The sequence below is a fragment of the Mycobacterium sp. TKK-01-0059 genome (assembly GCF_000709305.1).
In the GTDB taxonomy this organism is placed as follows: Bacteria; Actinomycetota; Actinomycetes; order Mycobacteriales; family Mycobacteriaceae; genus Mycobacterium; species Mycobacterium intracellulare.
Genome location: NZ_KL446997.1, coordinates 147,002 through 165,784, shown reverse-complemented (window position 1 = coordinate 165,784; position 18,783 = coordinate 147,002). Strand labels below are relative to the sequence as shown.

The following is an 18,783-nucleotide window of genomic DNA, read 5'->3' as shown; positions in this document are numbered from 1 at the left end:
TTCTTACTGGGTTGTGGGGCAACGTGGTTGGGGTGAGCGTGCCCTGCCTGCCGTTCGGCGCGGAGCTTGTTGGGTGGTCGGCGCGTTGTTGGTGAGGCGCAGGTAGTCGCGGCCGCCGACGTAGATGGTGTCTCCGGCTGATCCCGGGTTGAACGCGGCCGCGGCGATGGCTGCGGCGAATTCGTCGAGGGTGGGCAGCGGGCCGTGGGCGCGCCGAGCTTCGACAGCGTCGGGGTCACGCCGTTGAAGCAATCGGACGATGATCGTTCCGTCGATCATGTCGCCGGAGACGACGGTCAGCGACACGTGTCTGGCGGCCAGCTCGGGGCGCATGGCGCGGAGGGCGTCTTCGCCGGCGCGTTTGCTTTCCGCGATCGGGATGTAGTCGGCGGGCACCGGTTTGAGGCCGTGGAAGTGGGCTTGGTGGCTGGTGACGAACACGACGCGGCCGCCGGCGGGCATCAGCGGCACGGCGCGGTTGAGCAGATGCACTGGGGCGTCGCGGTTGATGCGCATCGGATAGTCGGCGGAGGCGCCGCGCTCCAGGCCGCCGGAGGCGTTGAGGATCAGCGCATCGAGGCGGCCGAATTCGTCTCGTACAGCACGGATGACGTCGCCGCACGCGGCCGGGTCGCAGATGTCGAGGCGGACGGCCGACGCGGATCCTCCCGCTGCGGCGATGCTGTCGACGACCTGGTTGGCGCGTCTGGATTTTTCGCGATAGGTGAGGATGACGTGCGTGCTCGGGGACGCGAGGTGGCGTGCGGTCGCTGCCCCGACGCCCCGGGAGCCTCCGGTGATCAAGATGACCTGCCGGCCCGTCGGCTGACTCTCCATGGTTCCTGCCTGCCTGCCTGGCGTTCGATACCGCGTATCTGCCGGGGGTCCCGGCACACGGCGAAACCCTACCCCAATATTAAGAAAAATAAGAGAACGATGTGGTTGCGATAAGGGCCAGACGCGTGTGTCGCCGACCGGGATCCAACGCGCCCGCACCTAACGCGACCAACCGCTCCGACCAAGAACCAATCAAGCGGCGCCGTCCACGGCATGATGCAGGCTGCATCACGGTCAGCGCGTTGCCCTTTGGTCGTTGACGGAGAGCGTGGCCTCCCCCACAATGCCGAGCACCAGGCGCCACGCTTCCATGCGGTCGGCGTAGGCAGTCTCAGGGCGGGCGCAACCGTCGTACCAGTCCGGCTGTTGCTCGTCGTCGAAGTAGCTCGAATGCCAGCCGTCGGGATGCAGCGAGAATGGGTCGGTCCACCAGCGCCACCCCAGCCCGTTGGGGTGTCCGCGGCCGACGGCGAGGGCGTGCAGTTGGGCGGTGACTTCGGGATGCGCGGCGCGCAGGCGACGTAGCTCGGGCCACGGGATGCACCAGCGTGGGCGCTGATTCCATCCCTGCCAGGTATCGCCGGCCTCGAAGCGGAGCCCGTCTCGCCAGATCGCCCACGCCCAGCCGGGGATGCCGTTCGGGCCGCGCCGGTAGCTGGCCTTGGCTTCACCACGGTCAAGGTTCGCTTCGATCGTGTCGCCGTGGAGCCACCAGCCGAGCAGGTCCGGCCACGGCGTCTCGGTGAGGAAAGAGCGCGCCGCCGCGGAAGCGGCCAGGGCCGCAGCCTGAGCAGTCTTTTCGGCGGCTTCCACCTCGCCGAAGAGGTCGTCCTGAATCACGTTGGCGGGCAGCCTGTTACGACAGGCGGACCTCATTGCAGATCGCTCATGGCCTGGATGATCGTGAAGGCGCGCGCCTGGGTGATCTCCTCCCAGGTCGACCCGGTGGCCGGATCGTAGAGAACATGGGCAGAGTTGTTGGCTTCACCGTAGACAGTGAGAGATTCGCCGCCATAGCGCTGGTTGGGCTTGCGAATCGTCCAGCAGCGCTGCGTGCTTGCCGTCGGGTACACCTCGAGGCCGTGGCGAAGCGCGGACTGCAGCAACCGTCGCGCGCGTGAGCTGTCGACGAGGGCGACGTCATCGAGTGTCATCGGGGCGTCGATTTCGGTGGTGGCCATCGGGTTCTGCCTTCCGTGTGGGTCAGTGTGAATGTGCTTGGCGTCGGTGCTGATTCCAGGCGGAGATGTCGTCGAAGGGTGCGCCGCAGTGTGGGCAGCCTTCAGCGCGTAGGAGGTCCTCGGCAAGGGCGCGCATGGCGGCGGCCTCGGTGCGATCACTTGCGATGGCGCGGCGGCAACCTGGGCATGTTGTGTCGTCGCGGCTGACCAGCAGTGCCGTGCGAATCCGTTTGCCGCACGCGGATTTTGTGGTCTTTCCGTAGACGAGCACGAAATCGCCGAGCAGGGCATACGGAGCGTGGCGCACGGCCTCCGCTTTCGGTGGCGTCATCGCTTGATGGTGCGCCGCGAGTGCGACAGTACGGCCGTTTCGCTGAGTCATGGGCGCTCGATCTCTTGGATTGTGCGGGCGGTTGTCTGGCCAGTGGCTCGGTGTAGTGCAGCGCGGCCGGCGTCAGTGAGTTCGACCGTGGCGCGCCACCCGTCATCGGCGGGGGCGGAGTGCTCCGGGAGCTCGATGACCTTTTCGCTGCCAGTGATGGTGTGGGAGACGCGAGTTCGGGCGGGAACAGTTTTCAGTGGGAGCAGGTCGGTGCGTTCGACGATCCAGCCCAGCTCGGCGAGCCGCGAGTAGGTCGCGTGTTGGCCGCCATAGACGCTGTGTCCGTCGATCAGGAACACCAGCGGGCCGGTGTGCCCTCTGCGCGCCATGTCCGGGTAGGCATTGCCCCAGTGAATGCGGCCCGCGTCGACCGCGCTCAACGCTTCGATCTGACGGGGTGTGGGGTTACGCATCGACGAGGAACGCGATCGTGTCGGTCGTTATGGTGACGGGCTGGCCGCCGTTGTCGATGACGAGGGTGTAGTCAACGCCACGACCTGCCGGCCCGTTCTTGGTGTGCCAGTCGATTACTTCGAGGACGTCGAACCAGTTTGTTGCTGTGTAGGCGCGCAGGCGCAGGGCGCCGAGGTCGTTGAGGTCGGTGGGCCAACCCTTGGTGCCGGCGGGGGCGGTGAGGAGGCCGTGCGCGGCGCAGATGGCGTCGTGTGGTGTCTCTGGGCCGTGTTCGCAGGGTTCGCGGTAGCTGGTGTGCCAGTAGGCGACGGTGGTCCGGGCGCCCGCGGGTTGGGCGGACATCAGAGGACCTCCCCATCGGTGTTGCCTCGTAGGACGTTGGCGATGGCGCTGGCGATGACCGCCACCTGGTGGCAGTTGATGGTGCCGTTTTGGAGGTTGATGAGCTCGACGACCGCGTTTCTAGCCACAATCTTTGCGACGTCGTCGAAGGCATCGAGCCGGCTGACGGCGTCCTGGCATGCTTGGCCGGCGCTGAGGTAGTCGCCGGCCTTGAAAAACACTGTGTGGGTTGGCATAAGACAGACCTTACAGCGATAGCGCTGTAAGGTCAATTGTGTTGTAAAGTCGTGCATGTGATCCAGCTGCTGTCCCTGCGCGGCTTCGCCAACCGCCGCGGCCTCGCACACGGGACCGTGCGCCGCTACCACGTCGAAGGCCGACTACCGCAGCCCGACGGAGAACTGACCGACGGTGCCGACATCCGCCACCCAGGCTGGCTCCCAGAAACCGTCGACAACTGGCAGCGGCCAGGGCAAGGCGCTCGCACCGACCTTCAGTCGGTCAAAGGTTGCGGCGACGCAGCCAACGCGCCCCGATGAAAATCACCACCGCGACCACTGTGAGGATGATGAGTCCTGGCGCTAGGTGGAAGAGTGCTCCGGCCGCGTCACTGCCAGTGCGCCAAGCGAATCCGTGTACCAGCGTGTTGAGAAATCCGTGACCGGTGTGGTGTGACGCGCTCGCGAGATGAGTCATGTGCCTTCCGCCTTTTCTATTGCGTTGGTGGGACTGTAAGTCCGCGGAGCGACAGCAGCGGATAAACCGGTGGCTGTACGTACGATCGGCTGGCTGCATCACATGTCAGCGGTGGACCGCATAATCCAGTAATGCGGGAGTTGGATGGTGGGCGGCCGAGTAACGTGGTTGAGGCATATCTCGAACAGCTTCGGCAGGCTGAGCTGGTCGCCGAAGCAGAGGATGTGGCGCACGGGAAGCGCCATTTGTCTGTTGTCACAGGAGATTTGGAGACCAGTGATGACGTCGCGCGGGTCGAGCAGCTCACCGCTGTGGCCTGGGCCGGCCGAGACGGCGCACGCATGACGGCATCCCGTGGAGGCAGCGACTATGTGACACTGGTGATCGAAGGTCCCTGTGCCGCGCAGTTCGTCGACGAGCTAGCGGCCCTGGCCGAAGAGCTCAGTCCGGGATTCTGGCGCATCTCCCGCTCGTCGAGCCCATTCTGATGTCGGCTCGGTTCACTGGTCGGTGGCGGCGCCGACGTTGACCTCCAGCGGTAGCCCCTTGGTGCGGAGGTGTTGCAAGAGACTGGGTTCGGTGTCGACGGCGGCATCGGAATCCGCGACGTCGGCGCCGGCATCGAGCACCAGCCGTGAGATGGTTTGAGCCAAGGCTTCAGTGGGGTCGGGTGAGGCCTTCCACGGGCAGGGAAGCGGCCAGGCGTGGTCGGCGGGTCTGTGAAAAACCCGACTTGGCCGTCAATGTAGGCCGTTCGCAGGGTGCCTTGGGCTGGTACAGCGTTGCCGCAGGTGACAGCGATGGTGTCGCCTTGGGTGACGATCCAGCTATCCGGCCAGTAAGGATCGGTGAAATATCCGATCCGGGTAGGCGTTTCGAGCGGGTCGTCCTCGGCGGCCGGCGTTGGCAGCGCGCGCAGGGCCAGGTGGAAGCCGATTTCGTCGCGGCGGCGGGCGGGGCGGAGCTGGGCGACCCATGCGCGGACGATGGGGTTGTCCTGATGCTGCGGGGTGACGACGTAGACGCAGTGTGCGATGGGATGGCCGCCGGCGACGGCGGCGGCGTGGGCTGCGGTGAGCGGGTTGGGCACTTCGTGGTGGAGGAACAGGGCCACCTGGCTGGGTGTGCGTTGCGGTCGGGGGTTCCGGTAATCCATGGCCGCATTTGCGGCCTGTATGAGGCCGAGGGATGCGCGGTGATGGTCATAGCAGTAGGGGTACTCGTAGCTGGCGCAGAGATCGTGGTGGATCTCGCGGATCATCTCGTCGACTGTGTGCCGTAGTGCCGGCGAGCTCTCGGGGGTCAAGATGTTACGGAGGGCTTGGGGGTCGCGTTCGGCGGTGCCCGGGGCGATCGGTATCGGATCGTCGTACGGGCGCCACGTCAGCATGGCGTCGCGGTCACGCAGGCCGGGTGACCACCATGGCACATCGATGCGTAGCAGGTTGGCGACATCACCCCAGGTGTGGCGTTCCGTGAAAGTTTCTGGGTCAGTGCCGATTCGGCGGCCGTCCGCGACCCACACCACCGGCTGTACTTTGCCCCAGCTGACAGGGGTGTCTTCGTCGGCAGGAACGACGACCGCGCTCGCCCACGAGAGGCGGACCATGAGTTGGTGCGCGGCTTGCGGTGTGTTGGCGCCTGGGCAGTCTCGGACCGGGTATGCGATGGCGATTCGACCGCGATTGTCGCGCGGATCCCAGGCGTGGACGGCGAACTCCTGTCCCCCAGCGCTGATGTCGACCGCTTGGGTGAATAGCAGGCGTGCTGGGGTGCCCGGGTGGCTGGGCGTGGGAAACAGTCTCGGGATGATGCCGCCGGACCGGTTCTCGCTGAGGAGGTAGTTATAGACCTGCGCCAAACTCCACTGCTCTCCGCGGAAGGGGCTTGGCGGGTAACTGGTGAGAAACCCAGGCAGCAAGCTGTGTGTTCGATCGACGGTGTCGAGGATCGCTGCCACGTCCGCGATGGGCAATGCCCGCTGGTCCCACCGCGCCAACGATTTCCACTGCGCGGGCGAGTCGAGGTCGAACGGGCGTGCACGCCGCCTGGCCCTGGCTTCGAGGGAATCCATTGAAGCAGTATCGCAGCCAACTGACCGTCGACGGCGCCGATTTCCCCCCACCCGGTGGCCTTCCTAGTATTTCGTCACGTGACGGGCCGTCGGTGGGGTGCCTGCCTTCTCGGTTCGCGAATTTGGATGTCCGCTCTCATCGGTGTTGTCCGTTCTCGTTGAATTTGGGGCATGCTGAGTGAGGCGACGACCTGCGCTGCCCCAGATGTAGTGAGAATCCAAGAGCAGGCTCGTTCGCACCGCGGCCAACGGACGCTTGGAGGTGGCCTTCCCGTGGGGAAATCGAGACCTGACCTTGGTGAGGTGCAAGAAACGCTGCTCGTGCCGTTGTACGGGCGTGCCCGCGATGCCACAGCTCGTCGGTCAATTCTCAACGACGTGCGCGCCCGGGAACTGGTGGGTGGTATTGACTACGACTTCGCCCGCTTCAGCAGGGGGTTGTTGCTCACAACGGTGCTGCGTACCTCGGTGTTTGATGCCTGGGTGCGCGGGTTCATCGGCGGACATCCCGCCGGTACCGTCGTTGAGATCGGTACCGGTCTCAACACCCGCTTCGAGCGGACCGACAACCGCCAGGTCCGCTGGTTCGACCTCGATCTGCCCGACACCATCGAGTTGCGGCAGCGATTCTTCACCCAGACCGACCGGCAGACCATGATCGCCGGATCGGTGTTTGACACCGACTGGTTTGACACCGTCAACGCTGGACCTGGTCCGCATCTGTTCGTCGCCGAGGGCGTGTTCGCCTACCTGACCGAAACCCAGGTCCACGGCGTTATCACTAACCTGGCCGAGCGGTTCCCCGGCTCGCTGATCGCCTTCGACACCTACGGAGCCAAGATCATCGACAAGCAAGGGAAGGCGTTAAAGGCGGTCAACGCCCGGATGCAATGGGCCTGTGACGACCCCCATATGTTGGCGGACTGGCGCCTTCACCTGGTCGACAGCCACACGTGGGCCAACCCGCAGCCCGAGGCCGCCAAGACGTGGCCCCTGCACTATCGACACGGAATACCGCTACTGGCCCGCATGATCCCGGGCCTACGCACCTACCGGATCAACCTATTCCGCCTGGCAGACACCCGATAACCTACGTCATCGAGTCGTCCGGTTGTCGAAACCGATGCGTACACCTCCCGAGCCGGCTCCGGACATGACTAAACGCCGTGCCCCAGATTCAATGAGAATGCCCCAACATCGTTGAGAACGGACAGGTGTTGGGACAGTCTCACTGGATCAAAGCCTTTCGCAGTGACTCTCGAGGTTGTGCAGGGTTGCCCGCATCGAGGCGGCGTTGCGCTTGGGGAAGCCGGCGATCTCCAAGAGGGGCGGACAGATGTTGGTGGCGTAGTCGAAGGTTTCGCGCACGAGGGTGCGATCCTCTTCAGAGTTGCTCACCGGTTGCAGTTCGTACCGCCAGATGTGGTGCCCGAAGTTCTGCCAGGCGATTCGCTCGTTTTCGACGAATTCGACCACAACGTTGCGCATCTGGCCCCGCTGGGCCGTCGCGATAGTGGCCTGCACGAGGTCGGTCATGTGCAGGCTGGCCGGCCGCCGGCGCATCGTTGTGAAGAACGTCGAACCTAGCTTCAAAGTGCTTGGGCCCGAGGCGTTGTCAGCGCCACATTCAACCAATGTGCGCGATCCGTCGATGGCGGCATGTTGGGCAGGATCGGTCAGCACAGCGAAGATGACCTCTGGGGCGGCCGCGATAGTGTGCTCAACGCTGACGCGTCGCTGAGGTGCTGTCCGCATGATTGTCGTCCTCCCGATAATCGTTGTCGGCATACAGACCGGTGAAAAGCGCTGTCTGGCTGCGTTGCCAGCGCGCCAGAACCGCTGGATCTGACAGCGGGGCGCCCTGATATTCGGCGATCCTCGGAGCGAGGAGCACTGTTCCGATGTTGATGATGACGACCTGCAGCGCTGCCCAGGTCAAGTCGACGTCGCGGCGAAGTGCGCCGTCGGCATCGAGTTGTTGCCACTGCCGCTCAGACAATCGCATCAACGCGGCGAACAGTTCACTGGCGGTCTCCTCTCCGCCGATCAATGTCCTTGCCAGATAACGACATTCATCTGGATAAGTGGCATAAAAATTGGTGAGCCTCGTATCGAGCGTTGCTTCCACCGCAGAACCGGACTCGCCGGTCAGGGTGATGCCGAACGCGCGGTCCACCAAGCCGATGACGTAGTCGTTGACCGCCGCCCTCAGCGCCGATTGGGAGGGAAAGAAATGCTGGACCGATCCGGCGGATACACCGGCCGCAGCGGCGACAGCGCGCACCGATGGAGTGGCGGTCCCAGCGCTAACGTAGCTGTCGAGCGCCGCCCGCAAGATCCGAGCTCGCGTCGCGAGCTGGTTCGGCCCGTCCTCCATTAGCGACCTCGCCTAATACATACGCATTATAAGTAATACGACTGTATCAGCGGCATCAGAGTCGAGCCACTAGGTGATCAGGCGCAGCGGGCCGGTCGCAATTCTGCGAGCTCGTCGCAGCCGCTCAGGAGCCGCTCGGGACACGAATGTGTGCGGGATCGATGTCTCGTAATCCCTTGAAGCTTATGTGGCGGAGCCAGCGGTTGGCGACATATTCGCGGTAGGCGACCTCGCATACCAGTTGGGGCTCGACCCAGCACACCCCGTTTGCCTCCACGGGATTGGCGGCGGGCGTGGTGGCGCGTGTGATTGGTTGGAGCATGGCGTAGAGGTGGCGGCGGGTGGTGCTGCTGAATCCGGTTCCGACTTGTCCGACGATGATGAGGTCGCCGGCGTCGGTGTGGCCGGCCAGCAGCATCGAGCCGATACTGGTGCGGCCGCCGGGGCCGGCGGCACGACAGTAGCCCACGATGATCAGCTCGCTGGTAGGGCGGACGAGCGACTTGATCCACTGAGTGGTGCGGCCGGGCCGGTAGGGAGCGTCGAGCCGCTTGGTGACAATTCCCTCCATCTGGTGGTGGGCCGCGACCTCGAGCATGTCTGCCGGGGTCACCGCGGTCAGGGCGGCCGGAATGGTCAGTGTGGGCGACGTGTCGACGATCATGAGTGCGTCGAGCAGTTCGCGACGTTGGCTATAGCCGTGGGATGTGATGTCTCGGTTGTCGAGTGCTAGCAGGTCGAAAGCCAGCAGGCGGACGGGCACTTCGCGCAGCAGCTCGGGGTGTGGTCGGCGCTGCTGTGGCCAGCGGCGCTGCAGTCGAGTGAAGGATGGTCGGCCGGTCGGATCGACGGCGACGATCTCCCCGTCGAGGACGGCCTGGCGATCGCCGATCGCGGCGGCCACGCCGGCGAGCTCGGGGAAGGTCCGCGACACGTCGGCGCCATTGCGGGTAAAGACCGTGACGTCGCCGTCCTGGATGTGGACGGTTGCTCTCTGGCCGTCGAATTTCCACTCGACGGCCCAGCCGTCCGCGCGTCGGGGCGGGGCCCCTAGGGTCGCCAGCATCGGCGCCCACGCTGGGTCTCGCACAGGCGTCTTGGTGGCCACCGGATCGACGGTACGCGCCCTGCGCAGAGCGGTGGCCTGTTCTACCGCGGTGATGCAGGCTGCATCACCGCGGCGGCTCAGTGCGCGTGGACGGTGAACTCTAAGGCGACTTCGTCGGTAACGGTGCCGCTCACAGTGCTGCCGGGCTTGAGGTCGTCGAGATCGAGCTCGGCTGTGGCTCGGCGGATGATGCCGTCGGGAACGCCGAAGGTGGTGTGCAAGACATGGAAGACGGCCCGCGCGGCGGAGTCGCCGTCGTGGTCGCCGGTGGTGCTTTTCCACACCACTTCGCCGTCGCGGCGGATCTGCACGTCATATTTCACGTCGGATGGCTGCCTTCGGTGCCGATGAATTGAATCTCGCTGATAGCTACGGTGGTCACCTCATCGGGAGCGCCGGAGGCGGTTGGGCTTGGGGCTGTGGATGCTTGAGGTGGATCAGAAGTCGCTTTGATGCGGATGAGTAGTTTGCTCACAGTGGCTGGTGGGTTGAAGGTGATGAACCGCCAATCCCTAGCTCCTGCGGTGTCGATGGTGACGGGGTCGCGTTTGAGGTCCTTGGGAAACCACACCTCGAGTTGAGTGACGATGCGGTGCTTGGACCATTGATCGGAGCCGTCGGGAGCGGTGGCGTCGAAGCCGCCGATGACCCGGAGTTGGGTCAGGGTGACTTGGCGGCCGAAATCGATTTGGAGGGCCTGCCCGTCCTGGTTTTTGACTCGGGTGCACACCCATGCGGTGTTGAAGTCGCCGTCGAAGGCCCGGTTGGCGTCGGAGTAGTTGGCGTCGCGCGGGCACAAGTCGCTGGCGGTAACCCCTTTGAGAATGGTGTCTTGGCGTAGCGGCGCCTGGGGTGGCGGTGGCGGTGCGGTTGCTGTTGGGGTGGCGATGTGTGGTTGCGGGTTGATGTCTGAGGTGAAGTAGTTGACGGCGGCCAGGGCCACCAGCAGGATCACGACGGCGGCCGCGGTGATGAATGGGGTGTGCATTCGGCGATCGGGTGGCACCCGTTTGTTGAACGCGCGCCCGCCGGCGCGCGCCGCGCGCCCCGAGGCGTGGAGGGTGCGGGCGAGTAGGCCTGGCTTGTCCGACGGTTGACCGTCGCTGGGCGCGTCGTCGGGTGGCGGAGGTAGGCCGCGACGGGCCGGCCTGGTGGTTGTGCGCGGGGCCAGCGAGGCCAAGATGAGGCGCCCGTTTTCCCAGCCGTGGTCGGTGTGAAGGTCTTGGTCTGTGCTGCTCATGGGCTACAGGTCGATGTCGATGGTGTTGTAAATGGCGTCGTGGGCGAGCTGCTGGCTGCTGCGTTCGGGGAGTGCGGGCAAGCTGTAGTCGGGGCGCAGCGTCGTCGCCGGCGTCGCCATGGGTGGGCCGCCGTAGTAGTGGTGATGGTGGTTGATCTGCGTCAGGTGGGGCCCGGGGCTAGCGGGCTTGGCGGGAGCGCGGCGGGGGTGGCGCCGACGGCGAGTACGGCGGATCAGGCCGGCGACCACACGGGCTGCTGGCCAGGTGAACCAGAGCGTTGCGCACAGCAGAAGGCTGTAACCGAGCGCGGCGTCTTCAGGGGCGCCGAAGAAGTGGACGGCGACGCCGGTGAGCAGCACCGCGGCGATCAGAGCGCGTATCACGGTGAACCTCCGGGCGAAGTGGTATGGATGTGGTGGGCCGCGGCGTCGCGGGTCAGCTCCGGGCTGTAGGTGATCAAGGTGTGGAGTTGGGGGCCGGCGGACAGGGCGGCAGCGATGTGCAGCGCGTCGGTGGTACGCCCCGGGGCAGGGGCAAGCTCGATCGCGGCGTCGAGGAGCCGGTCGGTGACTGCAACGACGTCCAGGCCGGCCAGGACATGGTGGGCATGCTCCGCGGCGTCGGGATGAACACTCGTCACGGCGCGCATGACGTCGGCGCGGCTAAGGGCACACGTGAACCAAGTGGTGTCGGTGCGGGAGCGCAGGTAGTCGGTGAGGGCCGGGGACTCAGGCGTCGTGGTGATGAGTTTCATGATGGCGGTGGGATCCAGGTAGATCACGGCGGCGGGGGCTGGGGGCGGTAGAGGCGGTGCGGGAGGTCCAGGATCTCGGCCGGGGTGAGGCGGGCCGGCGTGACTTCCTTGCTGGCGATCAGGGCCGACCAGGTGTCGTTGGTGGCCGGAATCAATTGCGCGACCGGGTGCCCGTGGTGGGTGATCTCAATGGTGTGGCCGTCGGCCACCGCGCGCAGAAGCACACTCGCATTCTGGCGCAGTTCACGGACACCAACCCGTTTCATGTAGCACATAGTAACTCAGCGTGCTACATAAGGTACATAATTTTGGCTGTTGTCTCACGTTGCAGGCCCTTGGCCGCCGAACACCTCGAACGATTCTCCGACGGCTAGGTGCCCGACTCGCCTCAAAGTGCCTGGTCTCCGACCAACGATTTCGTACGCCTCGGGTGGCTACTGCGTAGCCTTGACAACGATCAGGCGCGGCCAGTTGCGTGCGGCGTGCGGCGGAGGAGGCGACGACGATGAGGATCTCTCTCGACGACTTCGTCAACACCCTCGACCCGGCCCGCGCGACCGTTGAGATGTTCAGCCCGTCCCTGCACCTAGAAACCATCGACGACGTCTACGACTCCGGAACGGTGCTGTGGCGCGCCGACATCACGATGACCCACCTCGACTCCCGCTTGGGGGACCCGGACGTGGTCGTCGGCCAGGGCTACTTTGTCATGGCCCGCACCGGCGTCGAAGGTCTCGCCCAGGAGTTGCTCGGCCGCGAGGAGTTCCATCACCTACGCACCGACCGGTTCGCCCCACTGTTCGACGACCACCGCATCGGACCCGAACTGGCACAACAGTTCTCCGACTGTGTCGAGGTCGTCATGATCGCGCTGTGGATCGTCGTGGACCCCGCGCTGCAGGGCCACCGCCTTGGCGCGTGGTCCCTATGCCAATGCATCGACACGATGATCCCCACCTCCAACGGGTTGATCCTGATGCATCCGCATTGGGATTCCGAGGCTGATCTGGCACCGTCCGTCGAGCAGTTGGAGACGGTCGAACGCCTGAACAAGTACTGGATGACCGCGGGTATGGTGCCGCTTACGGCGGGCCCGCAGTTCCTCGGCCAGCACGCTAACCGTTACGCGCTAAAATCCGCGCTGCACGCCTATCGGCAGCGCTTCTTCGACGACGACGACTACCTGATCGAGGTGCCGCTGGACCCGCTTCGGCAGCGGATCCGCGACGGCGACGACTTCCTCTGACGGAGACCAGTCGACGCCAACCTTTGGTCGAACGAGCGAGACGGGCGGCGGAAGCCCGCAGGGTGAAGCACGGGTCGGCGTACTCAGCCTGAGGCATGAGAATCGACTCGGATCGGAGAAACGGTGGATCACAACGCGAAACTGCGGTGGCCGTTCGTGGCCATCGTCTTGGCGCTTTTAGGTCTATGGCTCACGTGGGATCACCCGCACCTCATCGATAAGGTGATGGGCTTTACCGTCCTCAGCCTCGGTGTGGCGGGAACGGTTTGGGGGCTCGTCGAGAAATGGCCGCTTTGACGTCCCTCTGGAGGGCAGGCACAGGTTGGAATCCCCTGGCTTCGACCAGCGGAGGCGTCAACGTGCCCACGACTATGCCCCGGCGGCGGCGAGTTTGTTCGTTGCACTTGAGGCCCAACGTCGCGTTTGGTGAGGGCGAATTCGTTTGCGCCATTGCGTGGTCTTCCTCGATCGCTGTCCCTGCGACGACGTTATCCGCGGTCACCGCCACGACGCGGAGACGACAACCCAACTGCCGCATCTGCCACACCCGCGGACCGTGCTCTGCCACGCCCTGGCTCCCCTGGGGGCTCACGCAGCGAGCGGTGCGGAAGGGTCCCCGCTCGCGGTACCGGCGCGGGCGGCTCGGCGCGCCGTGGTGCACGTTGGCGCGGGCGGGCGCGCGGGTGATCGAGGGCGTTTAGGGGGCGGTGAAAGCGTTGGGATCAACCGCGCTGCGTACGTGCCTGCGGCGCCGTCGCGGAGTGGCTGGCGCGGGCATCGATAGGGGTGCCGGCACAGCGTTGGCGGAGGTCTGGGTGCAAGCTTGGCGGGCAGATTGAGTGACCAATGCCGGGGGCGTTGCAGCTCGTGATTGGTGCGTTGCGGCGCGCTGTGGCGCGCCGGGCCCGGTCCGGCTTGGCAGGGACGTTTTGGTGGCGGTGGGTCTGCTTGTTGATCGCGCGCGGCGGGGTCCGCCGGTGGGTGTTTGGAGGCGGGTTGGTGCGGCCTGGAGCGGTGGATCGGTTAGCGGCGGTCGCGTGCTCGTTGCGCGTCGAGTGCGGCGCGTAACGCGTCGATGTCGGGGTGGCGAACGTAGACATCCCAGTCCTTGTCCAGGTCGCTGAGGTCGTGGCCGGCGGCTAGGTCGAGGCCGAGCTCGGTGAGGCGGGAGGGGAGGTGGCTGGGTTCGCTGCACAGTGTGTAGGCGGGCCAGTGTTCGGTCTTGCTCGAGGCGGCGGGGCTGGTGGCGACGCTGGGGGTTTCTGACCAGCCGGTGAGGGTGATTGCGCCGGTCGGTTCGCGTAGCAGCCAAAGCCCGTAGTCCATGTGGGTGGTCTCCTGGTAGACGGTCATTACGAGGCCTGGGCGGGGGTGTCTGAGGTCATGGTGTCTGGGGTGCCTTTCAGACGATTCTGTTGAGTTGGTTGACGAAATAGCGTTGGACGAGCTGGGTGCCGGTGTGGCCGGCGGGATCGAGGCGGGCGGTGTCGTAGTCGTTGTGGTAGTCGCCCTTGATGAACTCGGCGAAGTGTTTGAGCGCGGTGGCGACGGTAGCGGCGCTGAACTGCGCGAAGGTGGGTCCGAAGATGCCGGTGGCCTGGGTGCCAATGCCGCCCGTCGCGACGCTGATGGCGTTGATGACTGCGGTGACCAGATCGCCGAAGCCGGGTCCGGGGTGGGCGAGGCCGGCCCCGACAGGGCCGAAGGCGCTGACGTTGATGGTGTTGGTCTGCTCCTGCATTTTCGACAGTGCGTTGGCGACGTTGGCGGCTTTGGTTGCGATGGCAGTGATGAGCGCGGGCAGCGCGGTCCACGCGCGTGCCTGGATGAGATTGATGATTTGGCCGGCGGCGTTGAACAGCTCGGATGCGGTGGCGGCGACCTGTGGTCCGGCGAGCCAGAACAGCTGTTGGGCGAGGGCGACGCCGAAGGCGACGCCGCGGTGGACGAGGTCGGGGATGAGATTGGGGTCTTTGACGAGCTGCAGGATTTGGTTGACGGCGGCGGTGGCGGGGGCGATGAGGCCGGCCATGAACATGGTGGCGAGCTTTTGAGCGGAGCCGGCCGGGTCGGAGGCGTCCAGGTGAGATCCGAGGTGGCCGATGAAGCGCATGACGAGGTCGGCTTGGGGCAGGTTGCAGAAGTAGTCCAGGGGGGCGCAGATCGACAGGATGCCGTTGCGTTGAGTGAGTGCGCCGAAGCCGCCGGCGCGGACGCCGGCGAAGCCTACGCCGGGCTGGTTGAGCCCGATGGTGGGCTGGCCTACCGGGGACTGTGAGGGGTCAGCGACGAGGGCGACGCCCAGGAGCCGGTTGGCGGGGATGGCGCCCCTGTTGTGGCCGATTGCGGCCGCGATGTCACCGGCAGCGTCGGCGCCTTGGCTGTAGCCGGTGAGGAGGAAGTTGGTGTGTGGGCAACGGTTGGCGACCGCTCTCATGCGGGCGTCGGCGCTGTCGATGCCGGCTTGTTTGGAGGCCAGGTAGCCGCCGCCCTCTGTGCCGCCGAAGATGGTGGCCGGGTAGGGCGTGTAGAAGGTGTCGACGGCGAGGTGAACGATCCGCTTGATCGGTTCGAGGATGTCGCCGAGCACGCCGACGGGTCTGGTGGGGTCGGCCTGTGGGTTGGTTTGCGTGGTGCCCGGGATCGCGATGGCTTCGACAGCTGGGCAGGTGGCCGGTGCGGCATGGGCAGGCGCAGCGGTTGACAGCAGCAGGGTGGCGGTGAGGGGCAGGGACACCGCCAGTGAGGTGCAGCGGTGGCGGATCGTCATGCTGCTGCTGCCACGCTCTGGAAGTGGCTGCTGATTTTGCGGATGGCGCGTTGGGCGCGACGTTCGATGGCGCCGACGTTGGCGCCGAGGCTGCGTGCTGCGCTTCTGGGGCTGTAGATGTCGGTGTTGAGGTAGAGCGCTTTGAGGGTCTCGTATTCCAGTGCGGTGATGATGCGGTGGTCGCGGGCCTGGGAGAGCAGGTGCGCGGTGTGGTCGTCGTCGGTGCCGTTGTCGGTGCGGTCGAGGATCGCGGAGTGGGGGTCGACGCGCACCGCCGCGGTGGGGGTGCCGGCGCGTGGCCGGGTGGCCATGACTTTGCGCAGGGTCGCGTTGTAGAGGTAGCGCGACGTCAAGATCTGTGGTTCTGCGGCGGTGCGGATGAGGGTGAAAAAGATGGTCAGGGTGTCGTTGTCGCGGACGTCGTGGTCGGTGGACAGGTAGCCGTCGGGGTCGGCGAGTTCAGCGATGCGGCGCAGGGCGTGGCGCATCAGGACGGCTGCCATGAGCAGGGCGTGGCGGTCGCCGCTGCGGGCGTAGCCGGCGAGGGTGGGCAGCACGGTTGATGCGGTGGGCAGGTGCGCGCAGATGGCGTTGGGGGTGTGCGGGGCGCGCGGGTGCAGGGATTGGATGAGGGTCACCGCGGGCGTGAGGTCGCCACGGCGGGGCTGGGTGAGCAGGCGGTGGGCCTGGTCGGCGAGTTGGTCCCAGATGGTCATTGGATTCCTTGGCGTCGCGGGGAGGTGACGCGCTTATGGAATCCGTGGAGGTTGTTGCGGGGGTTTGCGAAGCGGTGTTTAGCGCGGTTGACAGCACGCCCCTATAGGGGTGATGTGCATCACATACCAGGGTGGTGACCTGGGGGTACGTGGTTGTCAGTTCGGTTGACGAGGAATGGGTGTGCGCAGCTGCCGGGAGTTGCTGGGCACGTCGTGTCCAGGGGCTGGCGCGTCGTACCGCATGGCGGCACCCGGGCATAGCGATGCGTGGGGGCCGTCGAGAGGGGTGCGGCGGAGATTCGGCCAGGCCGCCGTCAGCGCATATGCGGTGATGCGCTCGGCGCATACGTTGACGAGCTAATGCAGGAGGGGGAAGCGCTCGTCCATGGCTTCCGCCTCGCGGCTACAGCCGAGCCGAGCGTAATCCCCCTGTCAAGCATCAAGCGAACATCGCGATGTCATATGCGCGTATGCGTTACCAATTCGTTATGTATGCGGTTGTCGCCAAATCGGGGTTTTGCCCCGCATTAGAGGGTGTCCGAGCATCTACCCCTCTTGGAGGCCTTACCCATGCCGCAGCCGATTCGCCGCACCCACGCTGCGGTCCGCTCCTACTGCGACCAGCTGCGCGAGCTCATGGACCAGCTGCGGGCCGACCCCCTCAACGAGTCCAAGTCCGTGGCCCTGGTCGCGCACATCATCAACAACCGCAGCACGGCACTGCAGCTGCTTGACGTGCTGGAAAACCAGGCGATGGGGTCCGTATGTTGACCCGCCCTATCGCCGGTGCGCTGGACTCGATCTTTCTGCGTGTCAGTGGCGGGGACCCCATCCGCGCCGACGAGCTTCGCGCGCGAGCGAGTGCGTCGTTTCTGGCGTTCATCATGGTCAGTTACATCCCGCTTCTCGCAGCGGTTGTGCTGCTCGTCTTGAACCGCCCCCAGCTGCCCGATGAAGCGGCCGAACAAGACCAATTCACCGCGGTGAAGTCCTACGCCGCGCGCTACGTGGATGCGTATCTGAAAGACCCGTCGAACGCCACGGCGATCAAGCAGTTCTACGACGGAGACATCCCCCCTTCGGCGCTGCCTGCCGGCGGACGGGCGTTACGCGCTGCGTCGTGCCTTCCCGGTGTTTTCAACGATGGTTTTCAGACCTATTCGGTCGTCGTTGACGCCGAGATTCCGAAAGCCGCCAACGCCGCCTCCATGGTGCCGGTCAAGCTCCAGGTCGATATCTCAGCCGACAGCCACAACTTGTACCGCGCGTTCACGCTTCCGCATGCGCGTCCGGATCGCCAACCGGGGCTGCCGGTGCAGCTGGCCACGCAAACATTGGTGTCCGAAGACCGGCCGGTGTACAAGACCGTCGCCGGGTTCCTCGCCGCGATGCTCACCGGGCAGGGAGACCTGACGCCCTACATCGCGGCGGCCGCCAAGATCACGGCCGAACAACCACCGCGGTTTACCACGATGGCTATCGAGCGGGTGCAAACGAATTCCGAGGCTGCCACCGCCCAAGATGTGCCCGCCAAAGCTGACGGCATTGAGGTCACCGTGCGGGCTGTGATGCAAACCGCCAGCGGCGTGCTGATGCCGATGGACTTCCCCCTCGTGATGTCGGTGGCAGCCGGTCACTGGCAAGTCGACCGGATCAACGACGCGCCCAGCATCATCCCGCCCAACCAGGCGGGGCCATCTGGACCGTCGCTGACTCCGCCGACCACCACGACGACGCCCAGTAAGTCACCGCGCGTTTACGCGACCAACAGCCCCGGAGGGAGCTAAGAAATGATTCACAATTTCGCGTCTTTCATCGCTGATGGGTCTGCCTCAGCAGCGGCCGCCCATGTCCGAACAGTGGCAGCCCCGATCTGGGATATCGGCGCCAACGTCAAGAACCAGGGCATCAGCTTCGCAGTGTTCCTGTTGATGGGCGGCACGGCGGTCTTGGCGGTGTTTGAGTACTTCGTCGTCAAGAACAAGACCGCTGCGCTGAAAACCGTCGCGGTCGGTGTCATTCTCATCGGCATTATCGGGGCGCTGCCCTCGCTGGGTGTGGTGTCCAAAGACACCGTCCACGGCCTCACCAATAGCGGAACTCGCTGAGCCGGGACAGCGCCGATGTTTGTCGCCAAGTGGTACACGCGAGCGTCGCGCGTGCGCATCGTCATCGCGAAGTTCGACGGGCGCTGGAAGATCCCCGGCGGGCCCTTCCCGATCCCCGAGCTAATTGCGCTTGTCGGTGGGTTGCTGATCACGCTGTTCGCGCTGCCCCGGTTCGATAAGCCGCTGTTGACCGGTGCGGTGGGAGTGGTCTCCACGGTCGCCGCGGTTGGGGTGATGCGGCGCATGCCGTACTCCCCGGTCAAATTCAGCACTCGGGTGCACCGTATCTACCGCCTGTACACCAGTCCCGCCAGCAGCAGCAGCGGCGAACAGCGGCGAGTCGACGCGGTGTCTACGGTGCGCCCGACCATCACCATTCTCGACGAAATCGACGCGGCGACCCTCTCGCATCGCGCCGAGACGCGTCCGCTTGCGCCCGCCCGAACGGTCACCGATTCCGGGTGGGACGACCTGTTCGACCAGCCGCACAGCACGGCAGCAGAACTGTTCACCTGATCACCGCTCAAACACCCCTCG

Annotated in this window: 27 protein-coding genes; 8 read left to right on the top strand and 19 right to left on the bottom strand. The window is 65.4% G+C overall.

The features are described from left to right. Positions 1-3: 3 nt before the first annotated feature. The 7 genes from K883_RS25865 to K883_RS25840 all read right to left on the bottom strand — a co-directional run bounded on the left by K883_RS25865 (position 4) and on the right by K883_RS25840 (position 3,392). Complete coding sequence (locus K883_RS25865; RefSeq protein WP_081914433.1) at positions 4-837, bottom strand: SDR family oxidoreductase; 834 nt, start codon at positions 835-837, stop codon at positions 4-6. A 234-nt stretch (positions 838-1,071) separates the two neighbouring features. After that, positions 1,072-1,677 (bottom strand): hypothetical protein, encoded by a 606-nt coding sequence (locus tag K883_RS25860; protein WP_255359009.1) that lies wholly within the window; start codon positions 1,675-1,677, stop codon positions 1,072-1,074. A gap of 32 nt (positions 1,678-1,709) precedes the next feature. Continuing rightward, positions 1,710-2,018 carry a hypothetical protein gene (locus K883_RS25855; RefSeq protein WP_036456453.1) on the bottom strand — a complete coding sequence of 103 codons (309 nt, stop codon included), beginning with the start codon at positions 2,016-2,018 and terminating at the stop codon, positions 1,710-1,712. Positions 2,019-2,040: 22 nt separating this feature from the next. Further along, complete coding sequence (locus tag K883_RS27800) at positions 2,041-2,349, bottom strand: hypothetical protein (protein ID WP_179945139.1); 309 nt, start codon at positions 2,347-2,349, stop codon at positions 2,041-2,043. Positions 2,350-2,396: 47 nt separating this feature from the next. Further along, the gene (locus tag K883_RS25850) at positions 2,397-2,780 is read right to left on the bottom strand and encodes a hypothetical protein (protein WP_036456450.1); all 384 of its coding nucleotides are present in this window, start codon (positions 2,778-2,780) and stop codon (positions 2,397-2,399) included. A 25-nt stretch (positions 2,781-2,805) separates the two neighbouring features. Then, a complete protein-coding gene (locus K883_RS25845; protein ID WP_036456447.1) occupies positions 2,806-3,156 on the bottom strand; it encodes a hypothetical protein in 351 nt (116 codons plus the stop codon). After that, positions 3,156-3,392, bottom strand: a complete 237-nt coding sequence (locus tag K883_RS25840) for a hypothetical protein (protein WP_036456444.1) — start codon at positions 3,390-3,392, stop codon at positions 3,156-3,158. Before K883_RS25840 ends, K883_RS25845 begins: the two co-directional genes overlap by 1 nt. A 57-nt stretch (positions 3,393-3,449) precedes the next feature. Between K883_RS25840 and K883_RS25835 the strand changes: the two genes are divergently transcribed. Next, the gene (locus tag K883_RS25835) at positions 3,450-3,695 is read left to right on the top strand and encodes a hypothetical protein (RefSeq protein WP_036456669.1); all 246 of its coding nucleotides are present in this window, start codon (positions 3,450-3,452) and stop codon (positions 3,693-3,695) included. Between the two features lie 524 nt (positions 3,696-4,219). Here K883_RS25835 and K883_RS28470 read toward each other — a convergent pair. Continuing rightward, positions 4,220-5,812, bottom strand: coding sequence for a hypothetical protein (locus tag K883_RS28470; protein ID WP_255359007.1), 1,593 nt, complete (start codon positions 5,810-5,812; stop codon positions 4,220-4,222). A 285-nt stretch (positions 5,813-6,097) separates the two neighbouring features. Here K883_RS28470 and K883_RS25820 point away from each other — a divergent pair, with 285 nt between their 5' ends. Further along, complete coding sequence (locus K883_RS25820) at positions 6,098-7,015, top strand: class I SAM-dependent methyltransferase (protein ID WP_179945138.1); 918 nt, start codon at positions 6,098-6,100, stop codon at positions 7,013-7,015. 147 nt (positions 7,016-7,162) lie between these two features. Here K883_RS25820 and K883_RS27345 read toward each other — a convergent pair whose 3' ends face one another. From K883_RS27345 to K883_RS25780, 8 genes are all read right to left on the bottom strand, one after another. Continuing rightward, positions 7,163-7,609 (bottom strand): SRPBCC family protein, encoded by a 447-nt coding sequence (locus K883_RS27345; protein WP_255359006.1) that lies wholly within the window; start codon positions 7,607-7,609, stop codon positions 7,163-7,165. A 37-nt stretch (positions 7,610-7,646) separates the two neighbouring features. Continuing rightward, positions 7,647-8,303 (bottom strand): TetR family transcriptional regulator, encoded by a 657-nt coding sequence (locus K883_RS25810; protein ID WP_081914430.1) that lies wholly within the window; start codon positions 8,301-8,303, stop codon positions 7,647-7,649. Between the two features lie 124 nt (positions 8,304-8,427). Continuing rightward, entirely contained in the window at positions 8,428-9,411 is a 984-nt protein-coding gene (gene ligD, locus K883_RS25805; RefSeq protein WP_255359005.1) for a non-homologous end-joining DNA ligase, read from the bottom strand. Positions 9,412-9,488: 77 nt separating this feature from the next. Beyond that, the gene (locus tag K883_RS25800; protein WP_036456435.1) at positions 9,489-9,734 is read right to left on the bottom strand and encodes a hypothetical protein; all 246 of its coding nucleotides are present in this window, start codon (positions 9,732-9,734) and stop codon (positions 9,489-9,491) included. After that, positions 9,731-10,651 (bottom strand): discoidin domain-containing protein, encoded by a 921-nt coding sequence (locus K883_RS25795; RefSeq protein WP_036456433.1) that lies wholly within the window; start codon positions 10,649-10,651, stop codon positions 9,731-9,733. Before K883_RS25795 ends, K883_RS25800 begins: the two co-directional genes overlap by 4 nt. 3 nt (positions 10,652-10,654) lie before the next feature. Beyond that, complete coding sequence (locus K883_RS25790) at positions 10,655-11,035, bottom strand: hypothetical protein (protein WP_036456431.1); 381 nt, start codon at positions 11,033-11,035, stop codon at positions 10,655-10,657. Continuing rightward, positions 11,032-11,433, bottom strand: a complete 402-nt coding sequence (locus tag K883_RS25785) for a PIN domain-containing protein (protein WP_036456429.1) — start codon at positions 11,431-11,433, stop codon at positions 11,032-11,034. The genes K883_RS25790 and K883_RS25785 overlap by 4 nt, the downstream gene beginning before the upstream one ends. Then, positions 11,430-11,672 carry a type II toxin-antitoxin system Phd/YefM family antitoxin gene (locus K883_RS25780; protein WP_218917180.1) on the bottom strand — a complete coding sequence of 81 codons (243 nt, stop codon included), beginning with the start codon at positions 11,670-11,672 and terminating at the stop codon, positions 11,430-11,432. Before K883_RS25780 ends, K883_RS25785 begins: the two co-directional genes overlap by 4 nt. A gap of 239 nt (positions 11,673-11,911) precedes the next feature. On the opposite strand from K883_RS25780, the gene K883_RS25775 reads away from it, so the two are divergent. Both K883_RS25775 and K883_RS27785 read left to right on the top strand, forming a co-directional pair. Continuing rightward, the gene (locus tag K883_RS25775) at positions 11,912-12,652 is read left to right on the top strand and encodes a hypothetical protein (RefSeq protein ID WP_156035701.1); all 741 of its coding nucleotides are present in this window, start codon (positions 11,912-11,914) and stop codon (positions 12,650-12,652) included. 123 nt (positions 12,653-12,775) lie between these two features. Next, complete coding sequence (locus K883_RS27785; protein ID WP_156035699.1) at positions 12,776-12,949, top strand: hypothetical protein; 174 nt, start codon at positions 12,776-12,778, stop codon at positions 12,947-12,949. A gap of 726 nt (positions 12,950-13,675) precedes the next feature. Here K883_RS27785 and K883_RS25770 read toward each other — a convergent pair. Genes K883_RS25770 through K883_RS25760 form a run of 3 tightly spaced genes read right to left on the bottom strand, consistent with a single transcriptional unit; the run spans position 13,676 to position 16,138 of the window. Then, a complete protein-coding gene (locus K883_RS25770; protein ID WP_036456423.1) occupies positions 13,676-14,005 on the bottom strand; it encodes a hypothetical protein in 330 nt (109 codons plus the stop codon). 49 nt (positions 14,006-14,054) lie between these two features. Beyond that, entirely contained in the window at positions 14,055-15,422 is a 1,368-nt protein-coding gene (locus tag K883_RS25765; RefSeq protein WP_036456421.1) for a cutinase family protein, read from the bottom strand. Beyond that, positions 15,419-16,138: a hypothetical protein gene (locus K883_RS25760; RefSeq protein ID WP_036456418.1), complete on the bottom strand. Its 720-nt coding sequence runs from the start codon at positions 16,136-16,138 to the stop codon at positions 15,419-15,421. Before K883_RS25760 ends, K883_RS25765 begins: the two co-directional genes overlap by 4 nt. A 570-nt stretch (positions 16,139-16,708) precedes the next feature. On the opposite strand from K883_RS25760, the gene K883_RS25755 reads away from it, so the two are divergent. The 4 genes from K883_RS25755 to K883_RS25740 all read left to right on the top strand — a co-directional run bounded on the left by K883_RS25755 (position 16,709) and on the right by K883_RS25740 (position 18,762). Beyond that, entirely contained in the window at positions 16,709-16,909 is a 201-nt protein-coding gene (locus K883_RS25755; protein WP_051701214.1) for a hypothetical protein, read from the top strand. Between the two features lie 212 nt (positions 16,910-17,121). Continuing rightward, positions 17,122-17,925, top strand: a complete 804-nt coding sequence (locus tag K883_RS25750) for a hypothetical protein (protein WP_255359004.1) — start codon at positions 17,122-17,124, stop codon at positions 17,923-17,925. A 3-nt stretch (positions 17,926-17,928) separates the two neighbouring features. Then, positions 17,929-18,246: a hypothetical protein gene (locus tag K883_RS25745; RefSeq protein WP_036456413.1), complete on the top strand. Its 318-nt coding sequence runs from the start codon at positions 17,929-17,931 to the stop codon at positions 18,244-18,246. Between the two features lie 15 nt (positions 18,247-18,261). Beyond that, a complete protein-coding gene (locus tag K883_RS25740) occupies positions 18,262-18,762 on the top strand; it encodes a hypothetical protein (RefSeq protein ID WP_036456410.1) in 501 nt (166 codons plus the stop codon). Positions 18,763-18,783 lie beyond the last annotated feature (21 nt).